Origin of the sequence: Bosea vaviloviae (assembly GCF_001741865.1) — a bacterium.
GTDB classification, from domain to species: Bacteria; Pseudomonadota; Alphaproteobacteria; order Rhizobiales; family Beijerinckiaceae; genus Allobosea; species Allobosea vaviloviae.
This window is the reverse complement of the sequence record NZ_CP017147.1, coordinates 5,442,737-5,458,031: the sequence shown is the minus strand read 5'-3', so window position 1 is coordinate 5,458,031 and position 15,295 is coordinate 5,442,737. Positions and strand designations below refer to the sequence as shown.

Genomic DNA, 15,295 nt, shown 5'->3' with positions numbered 1-15,295 from the left:
AGACAAGGCAGGCATGAAGGTCGCCAGCGCATGTTCCCTCGTTTAAGCCTGCGCTAAGCGCCATGCTGGCGCAGCTCTCGATCCGTGACATCGTTTTGATCGACCGGCTCGATCTGAGCTTCGGCGATGGCCTGAGCGTGCTGACCGGCGAGACCGGTGCCGGCAAGTCGATCGTGCTCGATGCTTTCGCGCTCGCTTTGGGCGGGCGCGGCGATGGCGGGCTCGTGCGCCATGGCGAGACGCAAGGGCAGGTCGGAGCGGTTTTCGACTTGCCGATGCAGCACCCGGCGCGGCTCCTGGCGCAGGCGCAGGAAATCGACACCGATGGCGACCTGATCCTGCGGCGGGTGCAATATGCCGACGGGCGCACGCGCGCCTTCGTCAACGACCAGCCGGTCAGCGTCCAGATCCTGCGGATGATCGGCGCGGCGATCGTCGAAATCCACGGCCAGCATGACGACCGCGCCCTGACCGACCCGGCGCAGCACCGCCTCATCCTCGACGGTTTCGGCGGGCTGGAAAGCCAGTCCGCGGCTGTGACTGAGGCCAGCGAGACGCTGAAGCGCGCACGCCAGGCTTTGCAGGCACAGCGTATCCGCGTCGAGGCGGCGCGCAAGGAGGCCGATTTCCTGCGCCATGCGGTTCAGGAGCTCGGCAAGCTTGCGCCACAGCCCGGCGAGGAAGACAGCCTCGCCGCAACCCGGCAAGGCATGATGCAGGCGGAGAAGGTCGCGCGCGACCTGATCGACGCCCATGAGGCCGTGGGCGGGCAGGGCTCCCCGGTGCCGGCGCTCGCCGCCGTGCTGCGCCGGCTGGAGCGCCGTGCCGCGCAGGCGCCGGACCTGATCGATCCGTCGCTCGCCGCGCTCAACACCGCGCTCGTCGCGCTGGAGGAGGCGTCGGAGACGCTGGCCGCGGCGATGCGTGCGGCTGAATACGATCCACGCGAGCAGGAGCGCGTCGAGGAGCGCCTGTTCGCCTTGCGCGCCGCTGCGCGCAAATACGATGTGCCCGTCGACGGCCTGGCCGTGCTCGCCGAGAGCATGGTCGCCGATCTGGCGGCGCTCGATGAGAGCGAGACCTCGCTCGGCCGGCTCGAGGCGGAATTGCGCGAGGCGGAGGCCGCCTTCGTCAAACTGGCGAAGGCCTTGTCTGCGGAACGCAAGCAGGCTGCGGCCAGGCTCGATGGCGCGGTCAAGGCAGAATTGCCGCCATTGAAGCTGGAGCGGGCGCGCTTCATCACCCAGATCGACACAGACGAGGCGGCGCGCGGCCCTGAAGGCTTCGACCGCGCCGAGTTCTGGGTCGAGACCAATCCCGGCACGCGGCCGGGCCCGATGATGAAGGTCGCTTCCGGCGGCGAGCTGTCGCGCTTCATGCTGGCGCTGAAGGTGGTGCTGGCCGAGCGTGGCTCGGCCCCGACCCTTGTTTTCGACGAGATCGACACGGGCGTCGGCGGCGCGGTTGCGGATGCGATCGGCGAGCGCCTGGCGCGATTGGCGCAAAAGGTTCAAGTCATCTCGGTAACCCATGCGCCGCAGGTCGCTGCCAAGGCCGGGCAGCATTTCCTGATCGCCAAATCGGCGCTCGACGGGGACAGCGCCTCGCGCACCGTCACCCGTGTTTCGGCGCTGGCCGACCAGGCGCGGCGCGAGGAGATCGCCCGCATGCTGGCGGGTGCGAGCATCACCGAGGAGGCGAGGGCGGCGGCTGGGCGCTTGCTGAACGCCGCGGTCGCGCAGGCCTGATCAGCTGCGCAAGCCCGGTGCTTCCTGGCCGGTGCGCGCGACATACTCCGTATAGCCGCCGCCATAGGCGTGCACGCCCTCGGGCGTCAGCTCCAGCAGCCGGTTCGACAGCGCCGCCAGGAAGTGGCGATCATGCGAGACGAACAGCATGGTGCCCTCATATTGCGAGAGCGCCGTGATCAGCATCTCCTTGGTGGCGATGTCGAGATGGTTGGTCGGCTCGTCCAGCACCAGGAAGTTCGGGGGATCGTAGAGCATCTTGGCCATGACGAGGCGCGCCTTCTCGCCGCCCGAAAGCACCCGGCAGCGCTTCTCGACATCGTCGCCTGAGAAGCCGAAGCAACCGGCGAGCGAGCGCAGCGAGCCTTGGCCGGCCTGTGGGAACCAATCCTCCAGCGATTCGAACACGGTGCGGTCGCCATCCAGCACCTCCATGGCGTGCTGTGCAAAATAGCCCAGCTTGATGGTGCCGCCGAGCGCGACCGTCCCGGTATCCGGTGTGGTGGCGCCCGTCACCAGCTTCAGCAGCGTCGATTTGCCGGCGCCGTTGACGCCCATCACGCACCAGCGCTCCTTGCGGCGCACCTGGAAGTCGAGCCCCTCATAGATGCTGCGGCTACCGTAAGCTTTGTGAACGCCCTTCAGCGTGACCACGTCCTCGCCGGAGCGCGGCGCCGGCTGGAATTCGAAGGACACGGTCTGGCGACGCTTGGGCGGCTCGACCCGGTCGATCTTGTCGAGCTTCTTCACCCGGCTCTGGACCTGGGCCGCGTGCGAGGCGCGCGCCTTGAAGCGCTCGATGAAGTTGATCTCCTTGGCGAGCATCGCCTGCTGGCGCTCGAACTGTGCCTGCTGCTGCTTCTCGGCAAGCGCGCGCTGCTCCTGGTAGAACTCGTAATTGCCGGAATAGGCGGTCAGCGAACCGCCATCGATCTCGACCACCTTGTTGACGATCCGGTTCATGAATTCGCGATCATGCGAGGTCATCAGAAGCGCGCCGTCATAGCCCTTGAGGAACTCCTCCAGCCAGATCAGGCTCTCCAGGTCGAGATGGTTGCTCGGCTCGTCGAGCAGCATCGCGTCGGGCCGCATCAGCAGGATGCGGGCGAGCGCAACGCGCATCTTCCAGCCACCCGAGAGCGCGCCGACATCGCCGTCCATCATCTCCTGGCTGAAACCCAGACCGCTGAGCACCTCGCGCGCCCGGCCGTCGAGCGCATAGCCGTCGAGTTCCTCGAAGCGGCCCTGGACCTCGCCATAGCGCATGATGATCTCGTCCATCTCCTCAGTGCGGTCGGGATCGCCCATGGCGGCTTCCAGCTCGCGCAATTCGGCGGCGACGCTGCTCACCGGGCCCGCTCCGTCCATGACGGCGGAGACGGCGCTGACGCCCTTCATGTCGCCGACATCCTGGCTGAAATAGCCGATGGTCACACCGCGATCGACGCCGACCTGCCCCTCATCGGGCTGTTCCTGCCCAGTGATCATCCGGAACAAGGTGGTCTTGCCCGCGCCATTGGGGCCGACAAGGCCGACCTTCTCTCCCTTCTGGAGCGCCGCCGAGGCCTCGATGAAGACGATCTGCTGACCGTTCTGCTTGCTGATGTTTTCGAGGCGGATCATGCGGTCACGGAACCTGGGAGTTGGGGAATTTCCCGCGCCCTTACGCCATGGGGGCCGTCTGCGGAAGAGCGGGCGGGCAAATCAGGTGGTGGTGGCCGCGTCATCGGCCCCCTCCATTCCCTTTTGCCGCGATCTGCTTTATGAGCCCATTTCAATCGATGGCTGCGGACTGGCTGCATTTGCGCGCCGCGCCGCTCATCGCCCGAATTCCTGCGCCGTTTCCTGATCTGCGCCGTAACCCTAGGCACGACACCTCATGTCCTTTCTTCCTACGAGCCCGCCGCTCGCGCGTGCGCTCGCCGAACGCAACTATTCCGATCCGACGCCGGTGCAGAACGCCGTGCTCGAGGACACCGCCGCCGGGCGCGACCTGCTCGTCTCGTCGCAGACCGGCTCCGGCAAGACGGTCGCCTATGGGCTCGCCATCGCCACGACCCTGCTCGGCGAGGCGGAAGCCTTCGGCCGCGCCGGCAAGCCGCTGGCGCTGATCATCGCGCCGACGCGCGAATTGGCGCTGCAGGTCCAGCGCGAGCTCGCCTGGCTCTACAAATACGCCAATGCCCGCGTCATCGCCTGCGTCGGCGGCATGGACCCGCGCCGCGAGGCGGCGCTGCTCGATGAAGGCGCCCATATCGTCGTCGGCACGCCAGGCCGCCTGCGCGACCATATCGAGCGGCACCGCCTTGACGTTTCCGCCCTCAAGGCCGTCGTGCTCGACGAGGCCGACGAAATGCTTGATCTCGGCTTCCGCGACGATCTCGAATTCATCCTGAAGACGACCCCGGCCGAGCGCCAGAGCCTGCTGTTCTCGGCGACGCTGCCCAAGGCGATCATCCAGCTCGCGACCAACTACCAGCGCAACGCGCTGCGCATCGAGGTCACCGGCGGCTCGCGCGGCCATGCCGATATCGAATATCGCGCCATCCGGGTCTATCCGAAGGAGGCCGAACTCGCTGTCGTCAACCTGCTGCGCTTCCATGATTCGCCGTGCTCGCTGGTGTTCTGCAACACCCGCAATGCCGTGCGCCATCTCGAGGCGATCCTGCTGGAGCGCGGCTTCTCGGCCGTGGCGCTCTCGGGCGAGCTCAGCCAGAGCGAGCGCAATTCGGCGCTGCAGGCGCTGCGCGACGGCCGGGCGCGGGTCTGCGTCGCGACCGACGTCGCGGCACGCGGCATCGATCTGCCCGGCCTGACGCTGGTCATCCACGCCGAGCTGCCCAACGATCCCGAAGTGATGCAGCATCGCTCGGGCCGCACCGGCCGCGCCGGCAACAAGGGCACGAGCGTCCTGCTGGTGCCGGTGTCGCGCCGTCGCAAGGCCGAGATGCTGATCTCCGAGGCCAAAGTCGAGGCAGTCTGGGCCGGGCCGCCGACGGCCGAGGAAATCCGCGCGCTCGACCAGCAGCGGCTGTTGAGCGATCCGCTGTTGACCGGAGAGGCCGACGAGGACGACGCCGCCATGGTCGAGGCGCTGCTGGCGGGACGTTCGCCGCAGGAGATCGCGGCCGCGCTGGTGCGGGTCTACCGTTCGCGTCTGCCGGGCGCTGAAGAGGTCGGCGATCCGAATTTTCAACGCGATTCGCGTCCGATCCGTTCGCGCGAGGAGTATGCGCCACGCGAGGGTGGCCGGTTCGGCGAAGGCCGCGAGGACAGTCCGCGCGGCGAGGGGCCGCGCAAGGCCGGCCCGCGCGGCAATACGGTCTGGTTCGTTCTGAATATCGGTCGCAAAGACGGCGCCGATCCGCGCCAATTGCTGCCGATGCTGTGCCGCCGCGGCAAGATCACGCGCGACGAGGTCGGCGCGATCCGGATCTTCGACAAGGAGACCAAGGTCGAGATCGACGCCGATGTCGCCGAGCGCTTCTACGAGCTGGCAAAGGCGGTCGATCGCGACAAGATCGTGATCCAGCCTGTCACCGGCGAGGAGGAGCGGCGCCCGGCAAAGCCCTTCGCCGAAAAGGCGAGCCATGCACCTTCGGCGCATGCGCGCCCTGAGCGTGATGCAGACCGTCCGCCTGCCAGGGCTTATGAGAAGAAGCCCTACGAGAAGAAGCCCTATGAGCGAAAGCCCTACGAGGGCGGCGAGAAAAAGCCCTATGAGGGCAAGAAGAAGGCCTATGAGGGCAAGGGCAAGCCTTTCGGCGCAGCCAAGCCCTATGATCCGGTTCGCAGCGACCGGGACGCGCTGTCCGACCCCAATGTCTCGTTCAGGTCGGGGCCGAAGCCTTATGCCGCCAAGCCGGGCGGAGCGAAGCCCTATGCCGGGAACAAGCCCGGCTTCGGCGGCAAGCCTGCCGGGAAGCCGTTCAAGGGCAAGAAGCCGGGTCGCGACGACCGCAGCTGATCGCCGCCCGGCCTGATCTCTCTTGTTTTGCCTAGAGCCGGATGATTTCAGATGGAATCACGGAGTGATCCCATCTGAAATCTGAATCCGTCTCTCATCGCAAAGTGAGAGCCGGATCAACGCGAAAAACCGGTGCCCACTTTTTGCATCCTGCTCAGGTCCTCAGCGCAGGCCGAGGAAGGACAGGATCGCCAGGACGACCACGATCAAGCCGACGATATAGATGATGTTGTTCATGATAGCCCCGGTTCCGGGCGGGCTGTGACGGCCCGCGTGAATGGCGCGTCACGATTTACGTGACGCAAAATGAACCGGGTTCGCTGGCAAAGGTTCCTGAATCGCGGCACAGTTCCGTTTATGAGCAGCGCGCCAGCCTCAAACGCCGAGGGAGCCGGATCGCTCCGGCTCCCTGCAAGGCGCGGCATGATCGCAATCAGCGGCAGCGGTTCACTGGGCGCTCGACATAGCCGAGGCCGGGGATGAAGCGGGTCCGCAGCACGGTGTAGCAGCCGCCGCGATAGAAGCCGGCATAGGCAGGGCGGTAGCCCCAGCCGCCATGGCCCCAGCGGCGGCCATGGCCGTGGCCTCCGCCGAAATGGCCGTGATGGCCGTGGCCGCCATGCCAGCCGGGGGCTGCCTGCGCGGAGGAGGAGGTGGCGAGCGAGCCGCCGATCAGCGCGCCTGCGCCGAGAACGAAGGCGGTGGCGAGGCCGGCGACGGTGGTGCGAATGGTCATGATCGTCTCCCTTGGGCTTTCGGACGGAACTGCACCATGCAGCTCCATGTCCGTTGGTCGCGGGAGCGGCCGGGAAGGTTCAAAGCGATCGCGATTTTTTTCTCGGGCGGTGAGAGTGCGCTTAGCTGGATCATTTTCCGTGCGGCTTGAACGTCATTGCGAGCGCAGCGAAGCAATCCAGAAGCGTAGAGCGAGACCTCCTGGATTGCTTCGCTGCGCTCGCAATGACGGCGTTGGGTGCATATACAGACGGTCCGTTTGTATATAGAAGCTGCGCGAAGCGAGAGGCGCATCCCGTGCGAAGAACCAAAGAGCAGGCCGCGGAGACACGGCAGACAATCCTGCAGGCGGCTGAAGCGCTGTTCCTTCAGCGCGGTTATGAGACTTGTTCGCTGGACGAGATCGCTGCCGCCGCCGGCGTCTCGCGCGGAGCCGTGCACTTCCATTTCCACAACAAGCTTGGACTGCTCTTCGCGATCCGGGACGAGATGATCCTGCCGATGCAGCAGCTTGCGCGGAGCCTGACGGCGGATGCGGCGCTCGCGCCGCTTGAGGCTTTCGGCGATCTGGCTGCGGCGACCTTCGCCGAGCTTCAAGGCGATGCCGCGAAAAAGCGCCTCCTCGCGCTGCTTAAGGTGATCGATGTCAACGGGTCGCCGGACGATGTCGGCAACATGCGCTATTTCCGCCAGCAGATTCGCTCGTCCCTGATGGACATATGCGAGGCTGCGCAGCGCAGCGATACCCTGGCGCGGCCCTGGACGGCGCGCTCCGCCGCGCTCGCGCTCTACGCGATGTTGGATGGTCTGATCACAGAGTGGCTGATGGAGGAGGTCGAGCTCGCGCTCGTCCCGGAGGGAGCGGAGGTCGTCCGCGCTTTCCTGACATCCTTGACGATGCCGGGACGGGACATGCCGGTCGCAGAGCGGGCAGCATGATGATGGGCTCTTCCAACCGCCTGGCGCTCGCGCTCTGCCTGCTTCTGGGCGCCTGCGCGACGCAGCCGTCGAAAATCCTCGAGCCGGTCGCAGCCTCCGCGCCTGGCGCGAGCCGGGTCGACATGCTCGTCGCCACGACGCGCAAGCCGGCGAGCGACCCGGGCGAGCTCTTCACCGGCGAGCGGGCGACGGCGATCTCATTGACGAATATCGTGGTCTCCATCCCGCCCGACAGCCATCGCAAGGTCGGGGAAATCCAGTGGCCCGGCAGGTCGCCGGGCAATCCGCAGACCGATTTCGTCACGCTCCAGGTCAAGCCGGTGCTGTCGACCAACGCAGCCATGGACTGGTACCGGCACCATCGCGGCCCCAAGCGCCGCTTGCTCGTCTTCGTGCACGGCTTCAACAATACCTATCCCGACGCCGTCTATCGCTTCGCCCAGATCTCCCATGACGCGGGCATCGACGCCACTCCGGTCCTGTTCACCTGGCCGTCGCGAGCCAGCGTGTTCGACTATGTCTACGACAAGGAGAGCACGAATTATTCGCGCTTCGCGCTCGAGGAGATGCTGCGGGAGGCTGCCAAGAGCCCCGATGTCGGCGAGGTGACGATCCTGGCCCATTCGATGGGAAGCTGGCTCGCCACCGAAGCGCTGCGCGGCATGGCGCTGCGCGATAAGGGCATTTCCGCGAAGATCCGAAACGTCGTGCTCGCCTCGCCTGATATCGATGTCGACGTGTTCCGCCGCCAGATCATCGAAATGGGCCCGAAGCGGCCGCATTTCACGATCTTCTCCTCCCGCAACGATCGTGCGCTGGCCCTGTCGCGCTGGCTCTCGGGAGATGTCGAGCGTGTCGGCGCCGCCGATATGCGCCCCTATACGGCCGAGCTTGCCACGCTCGGCATCTCGATCATCGACACTTCGGACGTGAAGGCCGGCGATCCGCTGGCTCACAACACCTTCGCCGACAGCCCCGAGATGGTGCGGGTGCTGGGGCAGCGCCTGTCCGGCCAGTCGCTGGCGGGTGGCGAGGCCAGCCTGGCCGACCAGGTCGGCATGGCGGCGCTGGGAGGCGCGCGCGTCGCCGGGGCGGCGGTCACCGCCCCTGTCGCCGTCCTGAGCCGGGCCAACCGCAGCGAGTTCCTGCAGCGCATCGAAGCGGCGAGCGCGCCAGGCCGTAAGACGCTGGACTATTGAAGCGCGCTCCCGAGGCCGCTCGCGCTGGCAGGCATCGCTGTCAGCGCGCGACCGGGACGGAAAGCTAGCCGCTCAAGCCTCCACGACCTTGCGGTAGAGGTGCCAGGTCGCGTGGCCGAGCACCGGCATGACCACGACCAGGCCGACGAGCACGGGCAGGCAGCCGAGCACCAGAAGCCCGGTGACCATCAGCCCCCAATACATCATCACGCGCGGATTGGCCTCGACGGCGGCGATCGAGGTCTTGATCGCGGTAGCGGCCTCGACATGCCGGTCGATGATCAGCGGAAAGGACACCACCGAGATCGAGAAGGCGATGATGGCGAAGAGCAGGCCGAGCGAATTGCCGACGATGATCATCACCCAGCCGTTGAAGGTGGTGAAGACCGCGCGCAGGAAGTCCGGCGTCGAGACGTCGGCCGGCAGGTCGAGCAGGCCGCGATAGATGAACCAGGCGGCAAACAGCCAGGCGATGAAGAGACCGGTCAGCATAGCGCCGAGCAGGGCGATCTGGCCGATCGAGCGCGATCTCAGGATGCCGAAGGCATGGTTCCAGGAGGAATCCATGCCGAGCTCGCGCCTGCGGCTGATCTCGTAGAGGCCGATCGCGGCGAAGGGGCCGAGCAAGGCGAAGCCGCCGAGCAGCGGGAAGAGCAGTGGGAAGATGTTGTAGGTCACGGTGAGCTGCGCGAGCATCACGCCGGCGACCGGATAGATCAGCGCGATGAAGACGACGTGGCTCGGCTGCGCCTTGAAATCCTCCCAGCCGCGCAAGAGCGCGTCACGAAGGTCGCGGGTGGTGATGATGTTGATCTTCGGTTCGGCGTGTTGCGCCGCGAGGCGCGTACCGGCATCGGGCATCGTGCCGTCGAGGTTTGCCATGGCGTATCTCCCGGTTCTGGCCCGGTTCGCTTGCGGCAATCGACGCCATCCTTGGGTCAACGGCCTGCAGGCGTCGAGCTTCCAATTCCCAGCGCGGGCATTATACGCGCGAATGGGCGTTTTGTCGCATGCCTGCCAAACACGAAAGTGGGACGTTGTAGGGTTTTGATCTTGCACCGGCTTGTTCCGAAAACCGGTTCCCACTTTTCGGGCCGATGCTCCCGGCCGCGCCGGCTCCTGCCCTTTCTCGTCACAGGCATCTCGCCTAATGAAGGGCCATGAGCGAATCCCAAGCCATTCCCGTCGCGGAGTTGACGCAGCGCCAGGCTAGGGCGGAGCACAAGCTGCTCGCCGCCGAGATCGCGGCTGCCGATAGCGCCTATTTCCAGGACGACCAGCCGATCCTCGACGATGCGAGCTATGACGCCAAGCGCCGCCGGCTCGTCGCGCTGGAGGAGGCGTTCCCTGTCCTGAAGGACGCCGGTTCCGTCAGCGACAAGGTCGGCGCCAAGCCTTCGGGGAAATTCGCCAAGATTCGGCACCGCGTGCCGATGCTCTCGCTCGGCAACGCCTTCACCGACGAAGACGTCGCCGATTTCGTGCAGCGCGTGCGCAGCTTCCTCGGCCGCAAGGAGGAGGGTGGCATCGCCTTCACGGCGGAGCCCAAGATCGACGGGCTCTCGCTCTCGCTGCGCTACGAGAAGGGCGCGCTGGTCTCCGCCGCGACGCGCGGCGATGGGGAGGAGGGCGAGGACGTCACGCTGAACGCCCGCACGATCTCCGAAATCCCGCATGTGCTGTCAGGCGATGATGTGCCTGAGATCGCCGAGGTGCGCGGCGAAGTCTATCTCGGCCATGCCGATTTCGCCGGCATCAACGAACGCCAGCGCGATAAGGGACTTCCGGAGTTCGCCAATCCGCGCAATGCGGCGGCGGGCTCGCTGCGCCAGCTCGATGTTTCGATCACCGCGGCACGGCCCTTGCGCTTCTTCGCCTATGCCTGGGGTGAGATGCCGGTCTTGCCGGCGCAGACCCAATTCGGCGTGGTCGAGGCCTTCAAGCGCTGGGGTTTTCGCACCAACCCGCTGATGAAGCGCTGCGAGAGCGTCGAGGACTTGCTGGAACGCTACCGGTTGATCGAGAGCCAGCGGGCCACGCTCGGCTACGATATCGACGGCGTGGTCTACAAGGTCGACGAGCTTGCCCTGCAGACGCGGCTCGGCTTCGTCGCGCGCGCGCCGCGTTGGGCGATCGCGCATAAATTTCCGGCCGAGCTTGCGACCACGGTGCTGGAGGCGATCGAGATCCAGGTCGGGCGCACCGGCGCGCTCAGCCCCGTCGCCAAGCTCAGGCCGGTCACGGTCGGTGGCGTCGTTGTCTCCAACGCGACGCTGCACAATGAGGACTATATCCGCGGCTTCGATTCCAAGGGCCTGCCGATCCGCGACGGCTCCGATATCCGCGTCGGCGATACGGTGACGGTGAAGCGCGCGGGCGACGTCATTCCGCGCGTCCAGTCGGTCGACCTCGCCAAGCGGCCGGCGGATTCGCAGCCCTATACCTTCCCGACGCTGTGCCCGGCCTGCGGCAGCCATGCGACCCGGGAGATGAACCCGCGCAGCGGCAAGGAGGATGCGGTGCGCCGCTGCACCGGCGGGCTGATCTGTCCGGCCCAGGCGGTGGAGCGTCTGAAGCACTTCGTCTCGCGCGATGCGCTCGACATTGACGGGCTCGGCGACAAGCAGATCGAGTTCTTCCATGCCGATCCCGACCTGCCGGTGAAGGAGCCGGCCGACATCTTCACGCTGGCGCAGCGCGACGCCGCGAATTTCAAGAAGCTCAGGGACAAGGAAGGTTTTGGCAGCCAGAGCGTCGCCAAGCTGTTCGCCGCGATCGAGGACAGGCGCCAGCCGCCGCTCAACCGCTTCATCTTCGGGCTCGGCATCCGCCATATCGGCGAGACCAATGCCCGGCTTTTGGCGCGGCATTACGGCTCGTTCGAGGCCTTGCGCGCGGCCGGCATCGCAGCAGTCGATCCGGTTTCACCCGAGCGCCAGGAACTTGACGCGATCGACGGTGTCGGGCCGACCGTGGTCGAGGCGCTGATGCAGTTCTTCGCCGAGGCGCATAATGAGGAGCTGCTCGACCGGCTTTTGGTGCAGGTCGTGCCGCAGCCGCTGGAGGCGGTCGCCTCGGTCAGCCCGGTCGTGGGCAAGATCGTCGTCTTCACCGGCGCGCTGGAGCAGATGACCCGCGACGAGGCCAAGGCGATGGCTGAGCGGCTCGGCGCCAAGGTCGCGGGCTCTGTCTCCTCGAAGACGGATCTCCTGGTCGCAGGGCCGGGCGCCGGCTCGAAGCTCAAGGACGCCACCAAGCATGGCGTGCAGGTGATCGACGAGGCCGGCTGGTTCGAGCTGGTGGGGCGGTAGGGCCTGTTGTCTTAGCGGTGAACCACGCCGTCATTGCGAGCGCAGCGAAGCAATCCAGGGGGCGTAGAGCGAGCCCTCCTGGATTGCTTCGTCGCTGACGCTCCTCGCAATGACGGTTCAAGCCGGATGGAAAGGGCTCCAATCAATTGGGCTGCTTGCTTTGGACCGCGTGCCGGTCCCCCTGCGCTCGATGGCCCGCGCTTGGCCGCGCCGCGCCGTTCTGTCCATTTGCATCGTCTGCCCGGACGTGGCTCGGCGCCGTGCCGATGACGCGCTTGAAGGCGCGGCTGAAGGAGGCTTCCGATTCATAGCCGAGACGCCGGGCCACGACCGAGATCTTGAGCTTGTCGCCGGCGAGCCATTGCCGGGCCTGATGCATCCGCATCTGCGCGACATAGCGGGCCGGCGTCTCGCCGACGACGCTGGCGAAGCGCTCGGCGAAGGCGGAGCGCGAGGCGCCCATCAGCCTGGCCAGCGAAGCGACCGTCCAGTCGCGCTCCGGGTCGAGATGGATCGCCGCCAGCACCTTGCCGACATCGGGGCAGCGCGCCGCTGCGATCCAGCCCGTGGCGTCGCCGCAGCCGCTCTCGACCCAGGAGCGGATGATGCTGGCCGCCAGCACATCGGCGAGTCGCGCCAGGATGCCGCCGGCGCCGACCCTGTCCATCGCCACTTCGCGGGCCATCGCCTCCAGGAGATGCGGGATGCCCGATTCGCTCGTCGCCAGATCGCACATGCGCATCAGCTCGGGCATCATCCGCAGCAGGGGATGGGCGCTGTCGACATTGAAGGTCATGCTGCCGCTGAAAAGCAGGGTGGCCTCGCCGTCCCCGCCGCCCTTGAGATCGAAGATGTTGCCGCAGACCTTCTCGACCTGGCAGCTTCCCAGCGGAAAGGCCGCGACATCCGGCGCGCTGGCGAGCACATGCTCAGCGCCGCGCGGGAACAGCAGCGCATCGCCGTCACGCAATTCGATCCATTCCTTCGCGGGCGTCAGCAGCCAGCAGCCGCGCTTGCCGATGTAATAGAAGCGCGCGGCTTTCTGGGCGGGAACGGCGATGGCCCAGGGCGCCGCCATCTGGCAGCGGCCATATTCGACGCCATCGAGCCGCAGACCCCGCAGCATCTCGGTCAGCGGATCGTTCGCAGGCGCAGCAATTTTGGACGAATGGTCAAGCATTATGGATAAACTAGCATGGAAGCTCCAGGCAGTCACGCCCATCTTGCGGCAACCCTTTGGAGACAGCCATGTCCGAATCCGCCACTGCCGTCGCAACCCTGCCATTCGATTCCCCGGCCGATGCCGATGAGCAAAGCCCGGCCTGGGCCGCGATCTTCTCGCTCACCCTCGGCGTTTTCGGCTTGGTCACGGCCGAATTCCTGCCCGCCAGCCTGCTGACGCCGATGGCGGCGGATATCGGCGTTTCGGACGGTGCTGCCGGACAGACCGTGACCGCGACCGCCGTGGTCGCCATCTTCGCCGCGCTCTTCACCTCGATCCTGACGCGCGGGCTCGACCGCCGCCTCGTGATCTGGGGCTTCACCGTCCTGCTGGTGCTGTCCAACATCCTCGCCGCACTCTCCGACGGCCTCGCCACGCTGCTGGCGGCGCGGGTGCTGCTCGGCATCGGGCTCGGCGGCTTCTGGTCGATGATGGCGGCAACCGCGATGCGGCTGGTGCCGGAGCGCGCATTGCCGCGCGCCATGTCGATCATCTTTACCGGCGTTTCCTTCGCGACGGTCAGCGCCGCGCCGGTCGGCGCCTATCTCGGCGACCTGCTCGGCTGGCGCTCAGTCTTCGCGATCGGAGCGGTGGTCGGAATCCTGGCCTTCATCGCCCAACTCGTCACCATGCCGCGCCTGCCGCCGCTGGCGGCGGCGCAGCTCGGGACGCTGTTTGCACTGCTGCGGCGCAGCAATGTCCGGCTCGTCCTGGCGACGGTGCTCATCGTGATCTCGGGCCATTTCGCCGGCTTCACCTATGTCCGCCCCTTCCTCGAGCAGGTGCCGCGGCTTTCGGTCGAGACGATCTCGCTTGTGCTCCTGGCCTATGGAATCGGCGGCTTCTTCGGCAATTTTGTAGGCGCCGCGATCGTCGAGCGCAGCGCACCTGCCGCGGTGATCTTCGGCGCCCTGCTCGCTGCAGCGACGGCGGCGGCGCTCGTGGCCTTCGGCGGCAGTTTCTGGGTCGCGGCCGGGGCCGTTGCGCTCTGGGGCTTCGCTTTCGGTGCGCTGCCTGTCGGCCTCCAGACTTGGATGGTGCGCGTCGCTCCGGACCAGGCGGAAGCCGTGGGCGGGTTGCTGGTTGCGGCCTTCCAGGTCGCGATCGCCAGCGGGGCCGTCCTTGGTGGGGTTCTGGTCGACCATTTCGGCGCCACCGGCGCGACCGGCTATTGCGCCCTGGCGACCCTGGCGGGGGCGCTTCTCGTCGCCTTCGCCGGGCGTGGCGAGGTGAAGCCGAGCTGATCGGCTTCATCACTTTTCTTCAAGACAGGGCGGCGCGGTTCCGGTCTAAACTCGGCCCATGGAACTGATCAGCCAGGGACAGGCCTTGTCGGCATCGCCGCTGCGGGCGGAGGAGAGGGCGCACCTCTTCACCGCGCCGCGCTTTGGCGCACTCGAATTCCTCGCCGCGACCTTCCGCACCCATGCCTATGCGCCACATGCGCACGACACCTATGCGATCGGGACGATCGAGACCGGTTGCGAGGTCTGGCATGCGCGCGGCCGCAAGCTTTATGCCGGGGCGGGCGACATCGTGATGAACCACCCGCTCGACGTCCATGACGGTGCGCCGAGCGAGGGCGGCTACCGCTACCGGATGAGCTATCCGACGATCGGGCTGATGCAGGAACTGGCCGCCTCGCTGACGGGGCATGACGGCATCGGTACGCCGTTCTTCCGCGAGCCCGTGGTGCATGATCCCGTCGGGGCGGCGCTGTTCAGCGCGGCGCACCGATTGCTGGAGGAGGGCGCGGATGCGCTCGCCGGCGAGGAGGGGCTGGTGCGCGCCTATGCCCATTTCCTCGGCCACCACGCCAATCTCGCGGTGTGCTCCGTCGGGCAGGAGACGGGTCCGGTCGCGGCCGTCAAGGCGCTGATCGAGGCGCGCCATGGCGAGGATCTCTCGCTCGCGGAGCTCGCCCAAGCCGCGCGGCTGCCGCGTCATCACCTGATCCGAGCCTTCCGGCGCGAAACCGGGCTCACGCCCCATGCCTGGCTGATCGATATCCGCGTCCGGCGCGCCCGCGACCGACTGCGCCGCGGCGAGACGCCGGGCGATGTCGCAGCCGCGACCGGCTTCTGCGACCAGGCCCATCTGACCCGAGCCTTCAAGGCGCGCTATGGCGTGACGCCCGGCGTCCTGCGCTCCGCCCATCTCTCCTGACCTTCGGC

The 15,295-nt window shown here is 66.9% G+C and carries 11 protein-coding genes; 7 read left to right on the top strand and 4 right to left on the bottom strand.

The features are described from left to right. Positions 1-62: 62 nt before the first annotated feature. Entirely contained in the window at positions 63-1,748 is a 1,686-nt protein-coding gene (gene recN, locus BHK69_RS25155) for a DNA repair protein RecN (protein ID WP_069692495.1), read from the top strand. Here the strand turns inward: recN and BHK69_RS25150 are convergent, their stop codons facing one another. Continuing rightward, positions 1,749-3,371: an ABC-F family ATP-binding cassette domain-containing protein gene (locus tag BHK69_RS25150; protein WP_069692494.1), complete on the bottom strand. Its 1,623-nt coding sequence runs from the start codon at positions 3,369-3,371 to the stop codon at positions 1,749-1,751. It lies immediately after the preceding gene. 256 nt (positions 3,372-3,627) lie between these two features. Between BHK69_RS25150 and BHK69_RS25145 the strand changes: the two genes are divergently transcribed. Continuing rightward, positions 3,628-5,715 (top strand): DEAD/DEAH box helicase, encoded by a 2,088-nt coding sequence (locus BHK69_RS25145; RefSeq protein WP_069692493.1) that lies wholly within the window; start codon positions 3,628-3,630, stop codon positions 5,713-5,715. Between the two features lie 433 nt (positions 5,716-6,148). Here the strand turns inward: BHK69_RS25145 and BHK69_RS32975 are convergent, their stop codons facing one another. Next, positions 6,149-6,451 carry a hypothetical protein gene (locus BHK69_RS32975; RefSeq protein ID WP_069692492.1) on the bottom strand — a complete coding sequence of 101 codons (303 nt, stop codon included), beginning with the start codon at positions 6,449-6,451 and terminating at the stop codon, positions 6,149-6,151. A 146-nt stretch (positions 6,452-6,597) separates the two neighbouring features. On the opposite strand from BHK69_RS32975, the gene BHK69_RS25135 reads away from it, so the two are divergent. Both BHK69_RS25135 and BHK69_RS25130 read left to right on the top strand, forming a co-directional pair. Further along, a complete protein-coding gene (locus tag BHK69_RS25135) occupies positions 6,598-7,389 on the top strand; it encodes a TetR family transcriptional regulator (RefSeq protein ID WP_158516271.1) in 792 nt (263 codons plus the stop codon). After that, a complete protein-coding gene (locus BHK69_RS25130; protein ID WP_148663583.1) occupies positions 7,386-8,588 on the top strand; it encodes an alpha/beta hydrolase in 1,203 nt (400 codons plus the stop codon). Before BHK69_RS25135 ends, BHK69_RS25130 begins: the two co-directional genes overlap by 4 nt. A gap of 72 nt (positions 8,589-8,660) precedes the next feature. On the opposite strand, the gene BHK69_RS25125 is transcribed toward BHK69_RS25130, so the two are convergent. Next, positions 8,661-9,470 carry a DUF2189 domain-containing protein gene (locus tag BHK69_RS25125; RefSeq protein ID WP_244548317.1) on the bottom strand — a complete coding sequence of 270 codons (810 nt, stop codon included), beginning with the start codon at positions 9,468-9,470 and terminating at the stop codon, positions 8,661-8,663. Between the two features lie 278 nt (positions 9,471-9,748). Here BHK69_RS25125 and ligA point away from each other — a divergent pair, with 278 nt between their 5' ends. Next, on the top strand, positions 9,749-11,899 hold the full coding sequence (gene ligA / locus BHK69_RS25120) for an NAD-dependent DNA ligase LigA (protein ID WP_069692490.1): 2,151 nt from the start codon (positions 9,749-9,751) through the stop codon (positions 11,897-11,899). Between the two features lie 142 nt (positions 11,900-12,041). Here ligA and BHK69_RS25115 read toward each other — a convergent pair whose 3' ends face one another. Continuing rightward, positions 12,042-13,079, bottom strand: a complete 1,038-nt coding sequence (locus tag BHK69_RS25115) for an AraC family transcriptional regulator (RefSeq protein ID WP_083269664.1) — start codon at positions 13,077-13,079, stop codon at positions 12,042-12,044. Positions 13,080-13,147: 68 nt separating this feature from the next. On the opposite strand from BHK69_RS25115, the gene BHK69_RS25110 reads away from it, so the two are divergent. After that, a complete protein-coding gene (locus tag BHK69_RS25110) occupies positions 13,148-14,365 on the top strand; it encodes an MFS transporter (protein WP_069692489.1) in 1,218 nt (405 codons plus the stop codon). 58 nt (positions 14,366-14,423) lie between these two features. Beyond that, the gene (locus BHK69_RS25105) at positions 14,424-15,287 is read left to right on the top strand and encodes an AraC family transcriptional regulator (protein WP_069692488.1); all 864 of its coding nucleotides are present in this window, start codon (positions 14,424-14,426) and stop codon (positions 15,285-15,287) included. Positions 15,288-15,295: the final 8 nt, after the last annotated feature.